14 protein-coding genes are annotated in these 19,665 nt (G+C 53.4%); 7 read left to right on the top strand and 7 right to left on the bottom strand.

Annotated features, from left to right (window positions below; genetic code table 11):
- Nucleotides 1-87: 87 nt before the first annotated feature.
- The gene (locus tag BN2591_RS08970; RefSeq protein WP_086870795.1) at nt 88-303 is read left to right on the top strand and encodes a zinc ribbon domain-containing protein; all 216 of its coding nucleotides are present in this window, start codon (nt 88-90) and stop codon (nt 301-303) included.
- Here BN2591_RS08970 and BN2591_RS08975 read toward each other — a convergent pair.
- From BN2591_RS08975 to xseA, 3 genes are all read right to left on the bottom strand, one after another.
- A complete protein-coding gene (locus tag BN2591_RS08975; protein WP_176519675.1) occupies nt 300-641 on the bottom strand; it encodes a protealysin inhibitor emfourin in 342 nt (113 codons plus the stop codon). The two genes, BN2591_RS08970 and BN2591_RS08975, sit on opposite strands and share 4 nt — an antisense overlap.
- Nucleotides 641-1,666 (bottom strand): M4 family metallopeptidase, encoded by a 1,026-nt coding sequence (locus tag BN2591_RS08980; RefSeq protein ID WP_086870797.1) that lies wholly within the window; start codon nt 1,664-1,666, stop codon nt 641-643. The genes BN2591_RS08975 and BN2591_RS08980 overlap by 1 nt, the downstream gene beginning before the upstream one ends.
- A 71-nt stretch (nt 1,667-1,737) precedes the next feature.
- Entirely contained in the window at nt 1,738-3,111 is a 1,374-nt protein-coding gene (gene xseA, locus BN2591_RS08985; protein WP_086870799.1) for an exodeoxyribonuclease VII large subunit, read from the bottom strand.
- A gap of 159 nt (nt 3,112-3,270) precedes the next feature.
- On the opposite strand from xseA, the gene guaB reads away from it, so the two are divergent.
- The 3 genes from guaB (at nt 3,271) to BN2591_RS09000 (ending at nt 8,631) form a co-directional block, all read left to right on the top strand.
- Nucleotides 3,271-4,737, top strand: a complete 1,467-nt coding sequence (gene guaB / locus BN2591_RS08990) for an IMP dehydrogenase (RefSeq protein WP_017458982.1) — start codon at nt 3,271-3,273, stop codon at nt 4,735-4,737.
- A 61-nt stretch (nt 4,738-4,798) separates the two neighbouring features.
- Nucleotides 4,799-6,376, top strand: coding sequence for a glutamine-hydrolyzing GMP synthase (gene guaA / locus BN2591_RS08995; RefSeq protein WP_086870801.1), 1,578 nt, complete (start codon nt 4,799-4,801; stop codon nt 6,374-6,376).
- Between the two features lie 716 nt (nt 6,377-7,092).
- The gene (locus BN2591_RS09000; protein WP_086870802.1) at nt 7,093-8,631 is read left to right on the top strand and encodes a methyl-accepting chemotaxis protein; all 1,539 of its coding nucleotides are present in this window, start codon (nt 7,093-7,095) and stop codon (nt 8,629-8,631) included.
- Nucleotides 8,632-8,810: 179 nt separating this feature from the next.
- Here the strand turns inward: BN2591_RS09000 and BN2591_RS09005 are convergent, their stop codons facing one another.
- Nucleotides 8,811-9,419: an SMI1/KNR4 family protein gene (locus tag BN2591_RS09005; protein WP_086870804.1), complete on the bottom strand. Its 609-nt coding sequence runs from the start codon at nt 9,417-9,419 to the stop codon at nt 8,811-8,813.
- Nucleotides 9,420-9,565: 146 nt separating this feature from the next.
- On the opposite strand from BN2591_RS09005, the gene BN2591_RS09010 reads away from it, so the two are divergent.
- Entirely contained in the window at nt 9,566-9,952 is a 387-nt protein-coding gene (locus BN2591_RS09010) for a hypothetical protein (RefSeq protein ID WP_086870805.1), read from the top strand.
- A gap of 176 nt (nt 9,953-10,128) precedes the next feature.
- Entirely contained in the window at nt 10,129-13,188 is a 3,060-nt protein-coding gene (locus tag BN2591_RS09015) for an NACHT domain-containing protein (protein ID WP_086870807.1), read from the top strand.
- Between the two features lie 87 nt (nt 13,189-13,275).
- Here BN2591_RS09015 and BN2591_RS09020 read toward each other — a convergent pair whose 3' ends face one another.
- Complete coding sequence (locus BN2591_RS09020; RefSeq protein WP_086870809.1) at nt 13,276-13,467, bottom strand: YfgG family protein; 192 nt, start codon at nt 13,465-13,467, stop codon at nt 13,276-13,278.
- A 351-nt stretch (nt 13,468-13,818) separates the two neighbouring features.
- Here BN2591_RS09020 and BN2591_RS09025 point away from each other — a divergent pair, with 351 nt between their 5' ends.
- Nucleotides 13,819-16,035, top strand: a complete 2,217-nt coding sequence (locus BN2591_RS09025) for an EAL domain-containing protein (RefSeq protein ID WP_086870811.1) — start codon at nt 13,819-13,821, stop codon at nt 16,033-16,035.
- 12 nt (nt 16,036-16,047) lie between these two features.
- Here BN2591_RS09025 and ppx read toward each other — a convergent pair whose 3' ends face one another.
- Together ppx and ppk1 are read right to left on the bottom strand one after the other, a co-directional pair.
- Nucleotides 16,048-17,589 carry an exopolyphosphatase gene (gene ppx, locus BN2591_RS09030; protein ID WP_086870813.1) on the bottom strand — a complete coding sequence of 514 codons (1,542 nt, stop codon included), beginning with the start codon at nt 17,587-17,589 and terminating at the stop codon, nt 16,048-16,050.
- Between the two features lie 3 nt (nt 17,590-17,592).
- Complete coding sequence (gene ppk1, locus BN2591_RS09035) at nt 17,593-19,653, bottom strand: polyphosphate kinase 1 (RefSeq protein WP_086870815.1); 2,061 nt, start codon at nt 19,651-19,653, stop codon at nt 17,593-17,595.
- Between the last annotated feature and the right edge of the window lie 12 nt (nt 19,654-19,665).

The raw sequence follows: 19,665 nt of genomic DNA on the forward strand, positions 1-19,665 counted from the left end.
CTGACGAGCCATTTAACCCGCCTGCTGGCGGGTTTTTTGTCGTTAGCGGTGTATGATAAACGCCGTGAAAAAATTAAGGAGCGCCTTATGGAACTGACCTGCCCGACTTGCCATAACCCGCTGCAAGTAGTGGGAACACATGCTCACTGCGACGGCTGCGGCAAAGACATTCAAATCCAGGCGCATTGCCCGGAGTGCCATCAGCCTCTGGAAGTATTAAAAGCCTGTGGCGCGGTGGACTTTTTCTGCCAGCACGGCCACGGGCTGATTTCGAAAAAACGCGTCGAATATACGCTGCTCTAGGGCTTACAAATACACTCTTCCCCTTCGCGCCACAGTTCGACAAACGACGGTGGCGCTTTGCTTTCCGGGATAAGCAGCAGCACATCCGTTTGCTGGGTGGTCCAGGTGATTTGCAAACGGTAGAAACGTTGATCGCCACGTCCAGGCGAGTCCGGCTGGCCTGGCGGTTCGGCGAGCGGGAGCGTCTGGTGCAAAATGTCCACCAGCCGCTGGCGCTGCTCCGCACTGAGCTGGGCGATGACAATTTTTCGCGCGCCGCTCAGCTTCGGAATGTAAGCCAGCCCGCCTTCACGGGCTAACTCGACTACCGCGTCGTCGGTTAATTCGGGTTCGTTCATCATAAAACTCCGACATCTTTCCACGCCTGTTTAATAGCGGCGGCAACCTGCTTGCCGGAACGTTTCTCGCCATGTTTGATGGTGAATTTGGCGAAAGTGGCGAAGTCAGCATTTTGCGCCAGTGACTTATCACACACCGTGTCATACCAGGCGTATCCGGCTTTTTCCCACGCATAGCCACCTATAGCGGTTGCCGCCAGGTAAAATGCCCGGTTTGGAATGCCGGAATTCAGGTGTACGCCGCCGTTATCTTCACGCGTTTTAATAAAATCTTTCATATGCGCAGGCTGTGGATCTTTACCCAGTAACGGGTCGTCATAAGCCGTCCCCGGCTTCGACATCGAGCGCAGCCCCTTGCCATGAATGCCTTTTGCCAGCAAGCCTTCACCAATGATCCAGTCCGCCTGATCCGCCGTCTGTTGCTGGTGGTACTGTTTTACCAGCGAACCGAACACATCGGATAACGACTCATTTAACGCGCCAGCTTGTTCAAAGTAGATCAACCCGGCTTCCGTTTCTGTGACGCCGTGGCTCAGTTCATGCGCCACCACGTCAATGGCAATGGTAAAACGGTTGAAGATCTCGCCATCACCATCGCCAAACACCATCTGCTGACCATTCCAGAAAGCGTTCTGGTAATCCTGGCCGTAATGCACGGTGCCGCTAAGAATAAGCCCCTGGTTATCCAGCGAGTTGCGTTGATAAACCTGCCAGAAAAAATCATGGGTGACACCCAGGTAGTCATACGCTTCGGTAACGGCTACATCACCTGTCGGTGGCTGGCCCTCATAGCGTACCTGCTCACCGGGCAACGTCTCTTTTTGCTGAGCGTCATAAATATCGCGGACCAGTTCGCCGGGCGAAGTGACCAGCGGCGCATCGACTTTGCCGTGGCTGTGCGCCATCAACGTTTGGACATGCGTTAAGGTCTGGCGGGCGCAGCGTTGCTGAAGTTCTGAACCATTGTCGATGATGCGGCGCAGGATATAGGGCGGGATAACACTGTACGGATGACGTGCATTCATGTTGATCTCCTTGATAAAACAAAAAAGAACAACAAAAAGTATAGGTTCGTCTGATTTATTGAGCGCGTGAATTAAGAGGATTTACGTTGGCGCGTTTTTTTCATGGGCGTGACGGCGCTGACTTCACTCTCCACCCAGCCATCGTTCAGCCGTGTGGTCAGTTTGTCGCCCGCTTTAACCTGCTTGGCCTGTTTCAGCACTTTGCCGTCGGTCGCGGTAGTTACGCTGTAGCCGCGCGCCAGCGTTGCCAGCGGGCTGACCGCTTCAAGATGAGTGATTGCCGTACCAAAACGTTCGCGTGTGCCACTCAGGCGGTCACGAATATTCTGGCTAAGACGATATTCCAGTTGCTGAATGCGGCTTTGCGCCCGGTGAATACGCGGCTGCGGGTTTTGCTGATTCAGACGCTGTACTACGCGCTGCTGGCGCACGGAAGCGCGTTTTAACTGATTATCCAGCGCGTTGTGCATGCGCTGCTGCAGGCGTTCCAGCACGGTTTGCTGACGCGCCAGCCGCAACTGGGGATGCTGTTGTTGCAGACGATGATGTATCTGGGCGAAACGGCGGCTGCGGCCTGCCAGATAATAGTCCATCGACATTTCTAAACGCTGCTGCATCGCCTGAACCTGGCGCAGCAGTTCCAGCTGGTTACGGCTGACAATTTCTGCCGCCGCAGAGGGAGTGGGCGCGCGCAGGTCGGCAACAAAATCGGCAATGGTCACGTCGGTTTCGTGTCCAACGGAGCTGACCACCGGAATGCGGCTGGCAAAAATCGCCCGCGCCACGCGTTCGTCGTTAAAACTCCACAAATCTTCCAGCGAACCGCCGCCGCGCCCGACAATCAGTACGTCGCACTCTTCGCGGGCGTTAGCCAGTTCAATAGCGCGTACAATCTGCGCGGGCGCATCTTCGCCTTGTACAGCAGTCGGGTAAATCACCACCGGCAGCGACGGATCGCGGCGTTTCAATACATGCAGAATATCGTGCAGCGCGGCACCGGTTTTAGACGTGATAACACCAACGCAATGGGCGGGTGAGGGCAGCGGTTTTTTGAATTGCTGGTCGAACAGCCCTTCGGCCGCGAGCTTCGTTTTAAGTTGCTCATACTTCTGCTGCAACAAACCTTCACCGGCCGGTTGCATGCTTTCGACAATAATCTGGTATTCGCCGCGCGGTTCATACAGCGTGATATTGGCGCGCACCAGCACTTGCTGGCCGTGCTGCGGGCGAAACGTGACGCGACGGTTGCTGTTGCGGAACATCGCGCAGCGCACCTGAGCGGTATCGTCTTTTAAGGTGAAGTACCAGTGACCGGAAGCGGGCTGGGTAAAATTGGAGATTTCCCCGCTGATCCACACCTGGCCGAGTTCGCGTTCCAGCAGTAAGCGCACCGACTGATTAAGGCGGCTAACCGTAAAAATTGAGGGGGATTGGAACGACGACATGTGAGCCAGATCAAATTCTAAATCAGCAAGTTATTCGTTCGATAGTAACCCGAAACGAGGGGATGGCAAGTATTTTTCTTAAAAAAGTGTGGATGCAATCGGTTACGCTCTGTATAATGCCACGGCAATATTTAACCCCCCAGGTCAGAGATATTGCCCATGCTACGTATCGCTAAAGAAGCACTGACGTTTGACGACGTCCTCCTCGTTCCCGCTCATTCCACCGTTCTGCCGAATACTGCCGACTTGAGCACGCAGCTCACTAAAACCATTCGCCTGAACATTCCGATGCTCTCTGCGGCGATGGATACCGTGACGGAAGCGCGCCTGGCAATCGCCCTGGCACAGGAAGGCGGCATTGGCTTTATTCACAAAAACATGTCGATTGAGCGCCAGGCGGAAGAAGTTCGCCGCGTGAAGAAACATGAATCCGGCGTGGTTAAAGACCCGCAAACCGTTCTGCCGACCACTACCCTGCGCGAAGTGAAAGAGCTAACCGAACGTAACGGCTTTGCCGGTTACCCGGTAGTGAATGGCGACAACGAACTGGTTGGCATCATCACCGGTCGCGACGTGCGTTTCGTCACCGATCTGAACCAGCCGGTTAGCGTGTACATGACGCCGAAAGAGCGTCTGGTGACCGTGCGTGAAGGTGAATCCCGCGAAGTCGTGTTTGCCAAAATGCACGAAAAACGCGTTGAAAAAGCGCTGGTTGTCGACGAAAGCTTCCACCTGCGCGGCATGATCACCGTTAAAGATTTCCAGAAAGCAGAACGTAAACCGAACGCCTGTAAAGATGAGCAAGGGCAACTGCGCGTTGGCGCAGCGGTTGGTGCGGGCGCAGGTAACGAAGAACGCGTTGACGCGCTGGTTGCCGCAGGCGTTGACGTGCTGCTGATTGACTCCTCCCACGGCCACTCCGAAGGCGTGTTGCAGCGCATTCGTGAAACCCGTGCCAAATACCCGGATCTGCAAATCATCGGCGGCAACGTCGCCACTGGCGCAGGTGCTCGCGCACTGGCAGAAGCGGGCGTGAGCGCGGTGAAAGTCGGTATCGGCCCAGGCTCCATCTGTACGACGCGTATCGTGACTGGCGTGGGCGTTCCGCAGATCACCGCCGTTTCCGACGCAGTTGAAGCGCTGGAAGGCACCGGTATTCCGGTTATCGCTGACGGCGGTATCCGTTTCTCTGGCGACATCGCCAAAGCGATCGCCGCAGGCGCTGCCGCAGTGATGGTTGGCTCGATGCTTGCTGGTACCGAAGAATCTCCGGGCGAAATCGAACTCTACCAGGGCCGCTCTTACAAATCCTATCGCGGCATGGGCTCGCTGGGCGCGATGTCCAAAGGCTCTTCTGACCGCTACTTCCAGAGCGATAACGCCGCCGACAAACTGGTGCCGGAAGGTATCGAAGGCCGTGTGGCTTATAAAGGCCGCCTGAAAGAGATCATTCACCAGCAGATGGGCGGCCTGCGCTCCTGTATGGGGCTGACCGGCTGTGGTACTATCGACGACCTGCGCACCAAAGCGGAATTCGTGCGCATCAGCGGCGCGGGCATTCAGGAAAGCCACGTTCACGACGTGACCATCACCAAGGAATCCCCGAACTACCGCATGGGTTCTTAATGATTTTCGCGCCCGGTGCTCTCACCGGGCGCTTTCGTAACTTGCCTCGGAAGTAACGTCAATGACGGACAACATTCATAAACATCGTATTCTTATCCTCGATTTTGGTTCTCAGTACACCCAACTGGTTGCGCGCCGCGTGCGTGAGCTGGGTGTTTACTGCGAATTGTGGGCGTGGGATGTCACCGAAGCGCAGATCCGCGACTTCAATCCAAGCGGTATCATCCTTTCCGGCGGCCCGGAAAGCACCACCGAAGACAACAGCCCGCGTGCACCGCAATATGTCTTCGAAGCTGGCGTGCCGGTGCTTGGCGTTTGCTACGGCATGCAGACCATGGCGATGCAGCTCGGCGGCCACGTTGAAGGTTCTAACGAGCGTGAATTCGGCTACGCGCAGGTTGAAGTGCAGACCGACAGCGCGCTGATTCGCGGTATTGAAGATTCGCTGACCGCAGAAGGCAAAGTTCTGCTGGACGTGTGGATGAGCCACGGCGACAAAGTAACGGCGATTCCGTCTGACTTTGTCACTGTTGCCAGCACCGAAAGCTGCCCGTTCGCCATCATGGCGAACGAAGAAAAACGCTTCTACGGCGTGCAGTTCCACCCGGAAGTGACTCACACCCGCCAGGGCCTGCGTATGCTGGAGCGCTTCGTGCGCGATATCTGCGAATGTGAAGCGCTGTGGACGCCGGCAAAAATTATCGATGACGCTGTTGAGCGTATCCGCCAGCAGGTTGGCGATGACAAAGTGATCCTCGGCCTCTCCGGCGGCGTGGACTCTTCTGTCACCGCGATGCTGCTGCATCGCGCCATTGGCAAAAACCTGACCTGCGTGTTCGTAGATAACGGTCTGCTGCGTCTGAACGAAGCTCAGCAGGTGATGGACATGTTTGGCGACCACTTCGGTCTGAACATTGTTCACGTGGAAGGGGAATCCCGTTTCCTGGCTGCACTGGCCGGTGAGAACGATCCGGAAGCCAAACGTAAAATCATCGGTCGCGTGTTCGTGGAAGTGTTCGACGAAGAAGCACTGAAGCTGGAAGACGTGAAATGGCTGGCGCAGGGCACCATCTACCCGGACGTGATCGAATCCGCTGCTTCGGCAACCGGTAAAGCGCACGTTATTAAATCTCACCACAACGTGGGCGGCCTGCCGAAAGAGATGAAGATGGGCCTGGTTGAACCGCTGCGTGAGCTGTTCAAAGATGAAGTGCGTAAAATTGGCCTGGAACTGGGCCTGCCGTACGACATGCTTTACCGCCATCCGTTCCCGGGTCCGGGCCTCGGTGTTCGCGTGCTGGGCGAAGTGAAGAAAGAGTATTGCGACCTGCTGCGCCGCGCCGATGCGATCTTTATCGAAGAGCTGCATAAAGCCGATCTCTACAACAAAGTGAGCCAGGCGTTCACCGTGTTCCTGCCGGTTCGCTCCGTGGGCGTGATGGGCGACGGTCGTAAATACGACTGGGTTGTCTCGCTGCGTGCAGTAGAAACCATCGACTTTATGACCGCGCACTGGGCGCACCTGCCGTACGATTTCCTCGGCCGCGTCTCTAACCGCATCATCAATGAAGTGAACGGTATTTCCCGCGTGGTATATGACATCAGCGGTAAACCGCCAGCGACGATTGAGTGGGAATAAGATTCAGATCCTGCTGAAGATATGAAATATTAAGCCCGCGAAAGCGGGCTTTTTTGTTTTTGTATATGATCTTTTTGCGGTATTTGTTGGCGATCAATTAAATATTTTTATCCCTTTGAAGGGTGCAATTATATAAACTCCATCAAGTATATTTCTTATCATAACCTGGAGATGCTTCGTATTTATCTGATGTGACTATTTAACAATATAACTATTAAAATCAAAGTTAGTTTTATAACAAATTCTTTAAACATTATTTTAATGTTTATTATAAACAGTTGAGTCGGGCGCTATATCAAAAAGGTTAATTTTGAATTTTAACTCATTTGTCTTTTTTCTAATTTGGGAAATCTATCACCTCTACCTAATTATCTACTTTTAAATTATCAACCTCTTATATTTCACCCCGGTGCGTAAATTCCATTTTGCCCTCCATTTGATGCAATAAAATGTGCATTTTTTGTACTGCTTAGACTCATCGGCAGGATGAATAGCTATTCCCTGAAACGACATATTTGAAACGCTAGTTTGAATAAATTGGTGAATCCTAAGCATATTTTCTTTCTCGCAAGCACCTTTTTTCTAACTGTTTGATTTAAATATGTAATGTGATTTAAATTAAATTTTAACGCCAGATTGCCGATAAGTTGTCTTCGGTATGCTCCTTTCAGCGGGGGCAGAAATTTATGAAATAACCTCAACCCTGGGTAATAAATATGTCAGTTAGGCGTTTTTCATTTCTCGTTTTTAGTCTGTTACTTGGTATTTTTCTCATCAGCTCTGCCTCCAACCTTTGGTCACTGACCCGCAGCAACGAGTCGCTGGATAATGTGAACAAAGAAATTCGCGTTGTGCTGTCGGTGATCGACCCGATTAACCATAGCCGCACACTGCGTGTGCGTCTGATGGAAGCCATGATCAATGCCTCTCTGGGCGACAAACAGAAAGCGGATGCGTCGCTTGAGAGCGCGAAAGCGGTGATGCAAAAAGCCACCGATGCGTTCAACAACTACAAGGCTGCGCCACCTGTCGCGGGTGAAGAGGCGTTGTCCGCGCCTTACAGCCAGGCGTGGCAAACGTATGTAGATCAAGGGTTGCGACCGTTGATGGACGCCGCAAGCAACAACGACACGGCGCGTTTCAACCAGCTCGTCAGCACCACTGTTCCGCAGCTTGATCGTCAGTTTGAGATCACACTCGATAACCTGCTGGCCTTCCGCGAAAAATATGCCCAGCGCCTTAACAACGACGCGCAGAATCGCTTCGTGAATAGCATGGTGACCATTGGTGTTTTCGCCTTACTGTTTACCTTGATCATTGTCGCTATCTTTATCCTGCTGCGTCGTCGCGTTCTTTCGCCACTGGATGCCGCACGCTTACATTGCCAGAAAATGGCGGCAGGGGAGCTGCACACTCCTGTTGTTTACGGCTCTAAAGACGAGATTGGCGACATGCTCGGTTCACTGGAGCAAATGCGTCTTGCCCTTCTGGAAATCATTGCTCAGGTGCGTAATTCCAGCCAGAGCGTGGCTCACGCGGCAGAAGAAATCGCTGCCGGTAATACCGATCTCTCGGCCCGTACCGAAGAACAAGCGGCTTCTCTTGGGCAGACCGCAGCCAGCATGGAACAGCTGACTTCAACGGTTAAGCACACCTCCGAAAACACACAACAGGCAAATACCCTTGCGACGGCGATGCGCAGCTCCGCGCAGGAAGGAAATACGATTGTTGAAAAGGCGGTGATGTCGATGAAAGAGATCGAATCCAGCTCTGGCAAAATAGACACCATTATCTCCTTAATCGAAGACATTGCTTTCCAGACCAACATCCTGGCACTCAACGCAGCGGTTGAAGCGGCAAGAGCCGGCGAGCAGGGGCGCGGGTTTGCCGTCGTGGCAAGCGAAGTCCGTAATCTGGCGCAGCGTTCGTCTCTCGCGGCAAAAGAGATCAAAGAGCTGATTGAAGAGTCCGGTCGACAAGTGCTTTTGGGGAGCGAAAGGGTGTCGCAGGCGGGCGAGAGCATGCAGCGCATTATCAGCACCGTTAAGCAGGTTTCTGAACTGATGGCGGAAATTGCGCTCTCGACCGGTGAGCAGAGTCGCGGTATTGAGCAGATAAACCAGGCTGTTGCGCAGATGGACACGGTAACGCAGCAAAACGCCGCGTTAGTCGAAGAAGCATCGGCGGCAGCGCATTCGCTTAAAGAGCAGTCTCAATTGCTGGAAGAGACGGTAGCCGTTTTTAAACTGAGCTAACGTTTTGCCAAAAAATAGAGGCAGGCTTATGCCTGCCTTGTTGCTGATGTTTTAATGGTTAGTCGCTACCCGATGACCCACTATTCCTCGTATTTATCGACAGTATCGAAACCATGACGGACCGCTTGTAAAAGGTGCGGACGTTGCCACATCGCAGCTGCACTCCCCCTATAGCGCTTTCAGTACATCCACTTTTCCACAACCTCATCACCCAGGTGCTCGCGTAGCAGGTCCTCGTTATCTTCCTCGCCGTGGGCTTCCAGCAGGCATTTGAACATCAACACGTCGAGGTACTGGCCCACATCGGTGAAAATCTGCGTCAGCATCGGCGAGCTGTCGTGATCGAAATACCACACTTCGCCGGTTTCCCGGTGAAAGCACCACAAATTGCCGTTGCCCAGGTAGTCGCCAAAGGCGATCAACTGATTGACCAGCGCCCATTGCGACGCGGCGTCTGACACACCTTCGAGAATGTCATGAATGCCGGGATACGCAGCCAGAAGCGGTTCAATGCTGGCGTATTTCGCGGGCGTGACGCTGCACAACCTTTCTGCCAGTTCGAGTGCGCCGAGCGTTTCATGGTAGCGACGCAGCAACGGCGGGAGCGCACAGCCCAGGCGTTGTTCAAGCGCGTCAATCTCTTTGGCGTTAACCGGCGCTACTGGCGCCGGGTTATTCCACTGTTCACGCCAGGCCTGGACGCAGGCGCGCCACCAGGCCAGCCGGGCTGTCTCGTCGGTAAATTCTGGCCACGTTAAGGGCGGGAGTTCGCTGCTTTCTGGATTCATTTTTTTCCCTGCTTATTTACTCTGGCGGCTCACAGGATCGCTTATATTCGCCATGTGGACCACTGCCATTAGTGATGGCTTTACGCTATGTTCTTCACCACGTTAAGGTAATTCGAACATATCAACGGTGCTGAACGGGGGGCGCGATGCAGTCAGTAAAGCGAATGGGGGATGGCTATGAGCCGCAGGTCTGGCAGGAAGGCGAACGGCTGACATACTCGCTGCCGGTCGATTCCGGGTTTGTCAGTTTCGATTTTAGCTTTGCTATTCGCCAACGCGATCTGGATGTTCTGCTTGCCGATAACTACCGACGCGCCGCGCTCGAAATCATTGCACATACGCTACTTCAGCATTCGACGCTAAAGGGAAATGCCCGTTTCACGCAACGCGATTTCGATAAATTGATTGCGGATACGCTCCACTCAACAAACGATTCCCTGCAGGTCTTTATTGCCCGCATCAATCAGGAACATCACATTGTGATTGAGCACTATGTGAAAGCGATCCTCACCCGTCGCGCTGTTGCGGATTAAAAAAGACACCGCATGCATGGTGAAAACGCCGCGCTTATTGCTCGCCGAAGCGCATCAGGCTTTTCCTCTCATACCCCCCCACCAAATCAGGTAGTTTGCTTCCGGCTTGCGGTAGCGGAGGCGTTATAGTGCTGTTTCATTGCAAAAGGCGTCATAAGAACAAAGAAGGGACTCACATGTCGGGTAGTCAAAAATTCGTTTTACTCCTCCTTGCACTGGCATTGTGCTTCGTGGTGGGAACCGGGCTCTATTCTTCGTGGTTTAATGCGGCTTCTGTTGCCGTGTTTATCTGCCTGATGCTCTATTTCACGCGCCCATTGCTGATGCCCGCCGGCTATGGCGCGAACAAGATACGCGCGCTGGTGCTGGTGCTCGGGTTGGGCATCATTGGGAGCGGCTCCAGCGCGTTAAATACGCTGTTACCAACTATCTGGTCATTGCCGGTGCTGCAAAATGCGCCTGCGTGGCTGAAAAATATCCAGCTTATCAGCCAGCCTTCGCCGTGGCTCCTTGCCAGTGTTGTCATCATTGTTGGCATCGTGTTCTTTTGCCTACGCGATCGAAGCGTTGGCGGTGGACATCCGACGCCGCTGAAAAAGGATTTTCCGGAAGATCGTTTTGCGCGAAAGCTGGAGGTGTTCTGCAACATGTTGCAGCAGGATCTCACGTCAATTGACGAGAGCAGTAACTGGAGCCCTGAGTACTACACCGAACTGGAAGCCGAGGTTGAGATCCGCAAAGCAAAAGGTGTCGCTTCCCGTAAAAAGATCCTTGGGCTGCAAGACGCGATCCGCAAAGACAGAACCTCGCGGTCGTTTTTGATTCTGGGCGCGCCGGGTTCCGGCAAGAGCGTGGCGCTGCGCAAGCTTGCCAGAGACATGTTGCTGGAGGCTAAAAAGACGCACCGTGTGCCGATTTATATCAACCTGCGCGAATGGGTACCTGGCAGCATTGTCGCTGGCGGTCGCAAAGAGTTCTCGGTGGAAGATCTGGAAGAGTTTGTCATTAAAAACCTCGTCCGGCGTGGTGACGCCTACACGCGAGATTTTGTTAATGGCTACTTTCATGACCTGTGGCGTACCGGTCGCTTATTTTTTATCTTCGACTCGTTTGATGAGATCTCCGAGTTGCTGGACGCCAGCGAAAGCTCGACGGTCATCGATTCGTTATCCACGGTTATCTCGCGCTTTATTACCACACACCCGGCCTCACGGGGCGTTTTAGCTTCGCGCGTTTTCCGCCAGCCGACGCGTGCGTTTCTGGCGGATAAGGTGCTGGAAATCCGCCCACTTTCCGAAGCCGGTATTTCAGAAGCGCTTAGTCGGTATCCGCAATTTAATGAGCAGGTGCGAAATACGTTATTCAGCCACCGCCTCGACCTGATCCCGCTGGTGCGTAACCCGTTTATGATGGCGCTTCTTGGCGAATGGATCGCGGTTAACGAGACATTGCCGGTCAATCAGGCTGAGATTTATAAAAACTATATCGACAGCCGGATACAGCTCTGCAAACAGGAGTTGCACGATGCGGGGATCTCCTCTCGTGAGGTGATAGAGGTGGCGACGGATATCGCGTGGTTTGTTTTTCGTTCCTCAATCTTTGGCCTTGAAGCACCGGTGAAAGTGATCCGCCGCTATTTCAATTCAGAGCATGTGGACACGGTGCTGGAGCTCCTGCGTTTTGCCCGTATTGCCCGAGTAACCCCCGGTGATGAGAAGTCGTTTGCCTTTGTTCATCGCCGTTTTCTGGAGTATTTCGTCACTATTCGCTTTTTGCAGCAGCCTGCGGAAGTGCCGGATTCGCACATTCCTACCGATTCGCGCGGGCGTGACGCGCTGGTGCTGTATGCCCAGTTGTGCAGCGAAACCGAGGCTCAACGGCTGGCAAATCTTTGCTGGAATGAGATCCAACGCTATTTCACGGATGCAAGCCAGCGCATTCGCGCTATTCACTGCCTGCGCTTTTTGATTGACGCTTTTGGTTCCCGTCGCGAGGTGCTGCAACCGTTCGAAGAGGCGCTCTCTGCCTTTGTAATACAGCACGTTAAAACGGGCGATAACATTCTGCTGGCGAAAATTTGCCTGGAAGCCACCGGGCTGCTTTCTGAATCGCGCGCAGCGCCGGTGCTGGCCGCCGCGATTGCCGGTGAGGATGGCTGGTTGCAGGAGACCGCTTTTCGCGCCTGTCGCCATTTGCCGAAAATGGATCCTGAACTGGAAGAGGGGATTAAGAAATACGTGCTGAATATTTCGGAAACCAACTTCTGGCGCGGGCGCAAAAATATCCTGCTTAGCCTGGCGTTGTCCGATGCGTTAAGTGGCGTTTATCGCATTGCCCGGATGCGCCTGTGGAGCATGAAAGCGGCACTCACCAGCACGGCGCTACTCGTCATCACATTACCGTTTATCACCTTTTTTAGCGCGACCTATGCGGCAGTTGTTACCGCACCGATCTTACTATTCGCAAAAGCGGGGCGCACGGCGCAGAAAGAGAAAGCGAAAAAAGCGGGCGGTGATAACCCTGCGCCTCGCGCGACGGTGCCCTTTGTTGATAAGGGTTTTTTATCCGGCACCATGGTGTTATTTCGGGTGATGTGTTTCGTCATTCTGTTGGTGACCAGTGTGGTCGGGCTGTTTTCCCCGGCACTGGCGCTGGCAGCGATACCGTTTTACCTCTTCAGCGGGCATGCTGTTTATAACGGCTGGCTGGCGGCCGTGAATGTGCTACTCAGTTTGATGTTGCTCGATTGGGTGGCTATCTGCCGGTTTGTACGCAGCAAAATTAATGATTTGCTTAACCCGAAAAAGTGGCTGGCCGCGCTGTCGATTCTCGCCACGTCTGTGTTAGGCGTCGCGCTTGTTTTTAGCGCGATTCATTATGCCTCTCAATACCCGATGGCGGAGCCGGTATTTAAAGCCACATTCTCATTGCTGCTCGCGTTGCTGGCGGCGTATGTGGCGTTCACCTTTATTCAATCTGTGCGCGGCGGGATTAAAGACATGCGGATGCTGCGTAAATTCACCTTTGGCGTAACCATTAAACGTAGGCAAATCGCTATAATTCTTTCTGAGTGCGTCTCGGATTATGGTCGCTTGCGGTTTGTTCGTCGGCTGGAAAGTGAAGGCATCTCCGCCACCGGCGACTGGCCGGAAGGGTTCAGGCTGGCGGTTGGTCTTGGCGAAGCCTACACGGCGCTGGCGCGGCTGGAAGAGCGCTGGTTAAACCTTGACAGATAAGCAATGCGTTTGTGCAATGGGCGAGAACCGTTGCACAGACGAGCGCAAACCCACGCGGTAAGGCGTGCAAGCAAAACTGGGCAAAAATTAGCGTTGTGCGGTGGGGTCGATAGTCTGGCTGATGTGTTGCGACTGGCTTTTATCCTGATGGTGGTACCAGGCGCCAATAGAGGAATAGACGAAGCGGCCGAAGAAAAAGATAAAGCTGATAAGAAGTACGATACGGGTCATGCGACTGTCAAATCGATGTCGTTTTCGCATACTGGTTGCCTGACTCACAATGGTTCCTTTAGGAATACCCGATTTCCGGGCGACAGCGACATTAATGCACACTCTTTTAGTCAGGTCAATTAAGCCCGGCGCAAAAACACAATGATTAAATTATCACCGGAAATTATATAAGATAAATTAAATATTTACGCGAGCAATAAAAAATGGGCGATAATGCGAGCAAAGCGGGGAATTAAAACGGTCAGGCGAATTTTTTTGATGCAAATCAATTAACGGATAATGTCCGCAATTAGAATTTCTGTTTGTTAACAAACTGGCACTTCACCGTTGCGCAGCACAGTCGGGTCGGATACCTGCCTGAAACACCCGCCAGGATCTGGGTTGGGTAATCGAGCATCTATGACACTTATTCAAAAATATTATCGCCTGAAAGATCAGTGGTGGGCTTTGCCGCTCATCACGCCTGTTGTTTTGTATCCACTGTTTAGCCTCGCTAATACATTTACCACCGTTTCTGGTCAGGCGGTCATTCTCTATTATTTGCCGATGGCGTTACTGATCGTCCTGATGATGTTTTATGGCTGGGCGGCGCTGCCGGGCATTGTGCTGGCGCTGATTTGCCATTATTGGCCCGCGCCGCCGCTGGAAATGGTCAGCAAAGGCACGCATTTGCTGCTGCCCATAATACTTAGCTGGGCGGGTTACCGCATTTTCGTCACCCGCCGACACCGGGTGGCTTACGGTACGGCATTGCTGGTTTCCCAGCGTATTTTCTGGCAGGTGCTCTGTCCGGCGTCGATTTATCTGATCATTCTTGAGTTGGGCGTCTGGATGAATATTTACGATCGGGCGACAAGCGACAGCGGCGTGCTGACATGGAATGTGCCGATGCTCATCAATTACCAGGCGCTACTGGTCGGGACAATGACTGGGGTGCCGTTTAGCTATTTGTTGATCCGCGTTATTCGCCATCCGCGCTACGCGATTTCGTGGTTATCGCAAATGCGCCACGAGTTTGATCGCAAAGTTACGCGCGTTGAGATCGTAATCTGGTTCGCTGTGGTGATTGGCATTTTGCTACTGTTACTGATGCCGCTAAATAAAAACAGTTCCATTTTCAGTACCAACTACACGCTTTCACTTCTGTTGCCGGTGATGCTGTGGGGATCGATGCGCTACGGCTACCGTTTTATGTCGCTGGTCTGGACACCGTTACTGGTCATCTCTATTCACTTTTTTTATCGTTATTTGCCGTGGTTTCCTGCTTACGACGTGCAACTGGCGATCGCATCATCAAGTTACCTGGTGTTCTCCTTCATCATTCTCGCCATGGCGTTGATGGCGACACGCCAGAGAGTGGCTAACGATCGCGCCCGCCGTCTGGCGTTTATTGATCCGGTGACCAATATGCCCAACCTGCGCGCGCTGAGCCGGGCGCTGGCGGAAACGCCGTGGTCGGTGCTCTGTTTTCTGCGCGTGCCGGAGCTGGAACTGCTGGGGCGCAACTATGGCGTGCTGCTGCGCATTCAGTACAAACAGCGGGTGGCGGACTGGCTCAGGCCGCTGCTGTCGGCGGAAGAGAGCGTGTATCAACTCTCCGGGCACGATCTGGCGATTCGCCTGAATACCCAATCGCACCTGACGCGCATTGAGGTGCTGGACGCGCGCATTAAGCAGTTTCGTTTTATCTGGGATGATATGCCGCTGCAGCCGCAGGTGGGGCTGAGTTACTGCTATGTGCGCTCGCCGGTGAAACACCTCTATTTGCTGCTTGGGGAAATGAGCACCATCGCCGATTTATCGCTGGCGACCAACCACCCGGAAAATTTACAAAACCGGGGCGCGGCAAATCTGCAACGCAGCCTGAAGAGCAAAGTGGATATGATGAATCGCCTGCAGCTGGCGCTGGAGAAGAATCATTTTATCCTGATGGCACAGTTGATTCATGGTGTACGTGGCGATGACTACTATGAAATCCTGCTGCGCATGCGTGAAGAGAACGGCGACAACATCAGTCCGGATGCATTTTTACCTGTCGCACATGAGTTCGGTTTGTCGTCGCGCATCGATTTATGGGTAATCGAACATGTACTGATGTTTATGGCGCAAAACCGCGAAAAACTGCCTGCCCAGCGTTTTTCCATTAACCTCTCTCCGGCCTCAATCTGCCGCACGCAGTTTGCCCAGGAAGTTCGACGTTTATTGCGGAAATACCGCATTGAGGCCTGGCAAGTGATCTTTGAGATCACCGAAAGCAACTCCATGACCAATCTCCAGCAGGCCAATCAGACGCTGGGGCAACTGCAACAGATGGGGTGCCGGGTAGCAATTGATGATTTTGGCACCGGTTATGCCAGCTATGCGCGGCTGAAAACCGTCAATGCCGATATCCTGAAAATCGACGGCAGTTTTATCCGCAATATTGTCTCCAACAGTCTGGATTATCAGATTGTGGCGTCGATTTGCCATCTGGCGCGGATGAAAAAAATGCTGGTGGTGGCGGAGTATGTGGAAAGCGAAGAGATACGCAGCGCGGCAATCGCGCTGGGTATCGATTATTTACAGGGGTATCTGATTGGTAAGCCAGCGCCGCTGGAGACGCTGGTTAACAAGTAGCGAACGAGCGGCTCAGGCCGCCACTTCCGGAGAGCGCTCTTCTTCGATTTTCAGCCGCCAGCCAGTCACGGCTTCCCAGTATTCCTGCTCTTTTTCCAGATCCAGCAACACCAGCGCGTTCTGGCTGAACCAGTCGTGCGGGAAGCTGAGTGTCCAGTGATTGGCATCGGTTGTCAGGCGCAATGTCGGCGGCGTAGTGGTCGCCTGGCGCTGGTTATTCAGCAGCACGCCAAGACGTAAGATTTGCACCAGCGGCAAATACTGTTTCTTTTTAAACAGCGTAAAGCGCGGCAAATCATCAAGCTTGATAGCCTTACGGTGGCAGCGCACCAGCGTCGCCATCATCAGCTGTTGCTCCTGATTAAAACCGGGCAGATCGCTGTTTTGCAGAATGTACGCCGAATGGCGGTGCATCCCGCTGTGGTTAATATTTAGCCCTACTTCGTGCAACATCGCAGCCCATTTCAGCAACGCCGCCAGTTGCGGGTTAGCGAGCTTCGAGTTTTGCGCCAGCCATTGATCGTAGATCTGGGTAGTGGTCTCCAGCACACGTCGCGCCTGTTCACGGTCAATATTGTACTGGCTGGCCAGGCTCTGCGCGGTGCGACTGCGAATATCCTGATGGCGGAAGCGGCCTTCCATCTCATACAGCACGCCTTCGCGCAGTGCGCCGTCGGAAAGGCGCAGCTCGCGGATCGCCAGCGCATCGAACACGCCGCAAAGAATAGCCAGCCCCGGTACAAACACCGCTTTACGCTCTTCGGAAAGGCCTGGCAGGCTCAGTTCGCTGAAACTTTTATATTTCAGCACTTCGGCGACCAGCTTCTCCAGCCGTTCCGGGGTGATAAATCCGTCTTTCTCGCCGGAGGCGATCAGCACTTCGTGGGCGGCTTTAATGCTGCCGGATGCGCCAAGCGCGACATTCCAGCCCTGAATGCGGAACTGCCACGCCAGCGACTCCAGCTTCTGTGTTGCCGCCATGCGCGCGCGGCGAAAGTTTTCGCCGTTAATCGTGCCGCCCATAAAATACATCTGCGCAAAGCTCACGCAGCCCATACGGCGGCTTTCCACCAGCTTCGGCTCGAAATCCTCACCTATCACTAATTCGGTAGAGCCGCCGCCGATATCGATCACCAGCTTGCGGCCTTTTTCCGGCTGCGTATGTTCCACGCCCATAAAAATCAGGCGCGCTTCTTCATTACCTGGAATGATTTCAATCGGGTAGGGGATCACTTTTTCAGCGCGTTTAAGAAACTCTGTGGCGTTCAACGCCTGGCGCAACGTGTGCGTACCGACAATGCACACGCTTGCCGGATCAAAGCCCTGCAGGCGCTCGGCGAACAGCGACAGGCAAGCCAGCCCGCGCTCCATTGCCTCTTCGCTCAGCATGTTATTGCTGTCCAGACCATCTGCCAGGTGCACGCGCTGTTTCAGGCGGCCGATGATCTGCATTGCGCCGTCGACCACACGCGCAATGACCATATGGAAACTGTTTGAACCCAGGTCGACCGCGGCAAATTCCTCCGGTCGTGGCGTCTTTTCTTGTATCGGCATAGGTTAGTCGGGCTGTTCGAGTGATTTGATGTAGTCGTAAATCGCCAGTTGCGCGCGCACTTTACGGCGGTTGCCGCGCGGCACATAGCGATTACTCAGTTCTTTATCGATGTACCTGGCTTTCACGGTATCACTTAACAGCAAATCAATGATATCCAGAACGCGCTGTTTAAGGCGCGGATCGAGCAGCGGTGCGGCCACTTCGATACGGTAATCGATGTTACGTGTCATCCAGTCTGCGGAGGAGAGATAAACGCGTTTATCGCCGCCGTTCTCAAAAATATAGATGCGATCGTGCTCAAGATAACGATCAACGATACTGGTGACACGAATATTTTCGCTGATGCCTTCCAGTTGCGGAATAAGTGAACACATGCCGCGCACCAGCAGGTTCACTGGCACGCCGGAACTGGAAGCGGTATACAGCCTGTCCACCAACCCTTTATCGACCAGGTTGTTCAGCTTCAGCGTAATGCCAGAAGGTTTACCTTCCTGCGCGTTAGCGATCTCCGTGTCGATCATATCGTACAGCAGGCGACGCGAGTTCTGCGGCGACACCAGCAAATAATCGAAACTCACCGGGCGATAGGGGTTTTCAATAAAGTTGAACACCCGGCGCACTTCATTGGTAATGCGCGCATCGGCCGTGATCAGCGAGTAGTCTGTGTAAAGCCGTGCGGTTTTTTCGTTAAAGTTGCCGGTACCGATGTGCGCATAGCGCACGATCTCTTCCCCTTCCATACGGGAAATGAGGAACAGTTTGGCGTGAATTTTTAAGCCCGGTGCCGAGAAGATCACCTGCACGCCCGCTTCCGTCAGCCGTTTCGCCCAGTGGATGTTGGCTTCTTCGTCGAAACGCGCCTGTAACTCCACCACCACGGTCACTTTTTTACCGTTATGCGCCGCGTGGATCATCGAATCGATAATGCGCGAATCTTTCGCCACGCGGTAAATGTTAATTTTGATCGCCAGCACGCTCGGGTCGAACGACGCCTGGCGCAGCAGCTCCAGCACGTGTTCAAAGGTGTGGTACGGATAATAGAGCAGCACATCGCGTTCGCGAATGGCGTCAAAACCGTTGCGGAACTTATCAAACCAGATGTGACGCAGGCGCGGCAGCGGTTTGTTGACAAGGTTGGCTTTGCCGACATTGGGAAAACCAATAAAGTCTTTGAAGTTGTGGTAACGCCCGCCAGGAATAATGGAGTCATAACGGGAGATGGTCAGCTTTTCACGCAGCATCTCGACCATGGCATCGGGCATATCGCGTTGATAAACAAAACGCACCGGCTCGGCGGTCAGACGCTGTTTCAGGCTGGAGGACATCAGCTCCATCAGGCTCGATTCCATTTCGTGCACCAGGTCATATTCGGCGTCACGGGTCATTTTCATCGAGTACGCGTTCAGCGCGTCATAATCGAAGAAGCCTTTAAAGATATCATCCAGGCAGTAACGCAGAATGTTATCCAGCAGAATCATCGGCTTGCGACGGCGCGGCGTTTCCGGCGGCAGGTTAACAAAGCGCGGCACTTTATCTGACGGGATCTCCAGCAGCGCGTAACGGATTTCGTCGCCGCGAATAATCTCAACCGCCAGGTAGGTGTAATCATCTTTTAAGAAGCGTACCAGGTTGGTTTCGCGGTTAATCAGCGTCGGGGTAATGTGCTGGCGCAAATATTGTTTGAAGTAATTGCGCAGCCAGCTCTGCTGGTTTTGCGAAAGCTGACGTTCGTTAATCAGGAAAATTTGATTGCGCGCCATCTCAAGCAGCAAGTCGTTGTACAGACTGTCAAACTCTTGATCGGCTTTCAGTACGCGGGACTGGATCTTGCCCAGCAGATGGCGGGAGTTCGTGGTAACGCCTTGCTCTTCGCTAATGATTAAGCGGCGTTTCAGTTCAGCAAAACGGACTTTATAAAATTCGTCGAGGTTGTTGGAATAGATCCCCAAAAAACGCATGCGTTCGATAAGTGGGTTACTTTTGTCGGCGGCTTCCTGGAGAACACGTTCATTGAAGCACAACCAGCTTAGTTCTTTTTCGAGATATAACTTTTCCTGACCCATTCCTGTTTACAC

The organism is Kosakonia pseudosacchari (assembly GCF_900184035.1).
Lineage (GTDB): Bacteria > Pseudomonadota > Gammaproteobacteria > Enterobacterales > Enterobacteriaceae > Kosakonia > Kosakonia pseudosacchari.

Bases quoted from the DNA above. Each gene is read 5' to 3' on its own strand.
- BN2591_RS08970 (WP_086870795.1), top strand. From the start codon at position 88: ATGGAACTGACCTGCCCGACTTGCCATAACCCGCTGCAAGTAGTGGGA.
- BN2591_RS08975 (WP_176519675.1), bottom strand. From the start codon at position 641: ATGAACGAACCCGAATTAACCGACGACGCGGTAGTCGAGTTAGCCCGT.
- BN2591_RS08980 (WP_086870797.1), bottom strand. From the start codon at position 1,666: ATGAATGCACGTCATCCGTACAGTGTTATCCCGCCCTATATCCTGCGC.
- xseA (WP_086870799.1), bottom strand. From the start codon at position 3,111: ATGTCGTCGTTCCAATCCCCCTCAATTTTTACGGTTAGCCGCCTTAAT.
- guaB (WP_017458982.1), top strand. From the start codon at position 3,271: ATGCTACGTATCGCTAAAGAAGCACTGACGTTTGACGACGTCCTCCTC.
- guaA (WP_086870801.1), top strand. From the start codon at position 4,799: ATGACGGACAACATTCATAAACATCGTATTCTTATCCTCGATTTTGGT.
- BN2591_RS09000 (WP_086870802.1), top strand. From the start codon at position 7,093: ATGTCAGTTAGGCGTTTTTCATTTCTCGTTTTTAGTCTGTTACTTGGT.
- BN2591_RS09005 (WP_086870804.1), bottom strand. From the start codon at position 9,419: ATGAATCCAGAAAGCAGCGAACTCCCGCCCTTAACGTGGCCAGAATTT.
- BN2591_RS09010 (WP_086870805.1), top strand. From the start codon at position 9,566: ATGCAGTCAGTAAAGCGAATGGGGGATGGCTATGAGCCGCAGGTCTGG.
- BN2591_RS09015 (WP_086870807.1), top strand. From the start codon at position 10,129: ATGTCGGGTAGTCAAAAATTCGTTTTACTCCTCCTTGCACTGGCATTG.
- BN2591_RS09025 (WP_086870811.1), top strand. From the start codon at position 13,819: ATGACACTTATTCAAAAATATTATCGCCTGAAAGATCAGTGGTGGGCT.
- ppx (WP_086870813.1), bottom strand. From the start codon at position 17,589: ATGCCGATACAAGAAAAGACGCCACGACCGGAGGAATTTGCCGCGGTC.
- ppk1 (WP_086870815.1), bottom strand. From the start codon at position 19,653: ATGGGTCAGGAAAAGTTATATCTCGAAAAAGAACTAAGCTGGTTGTGC.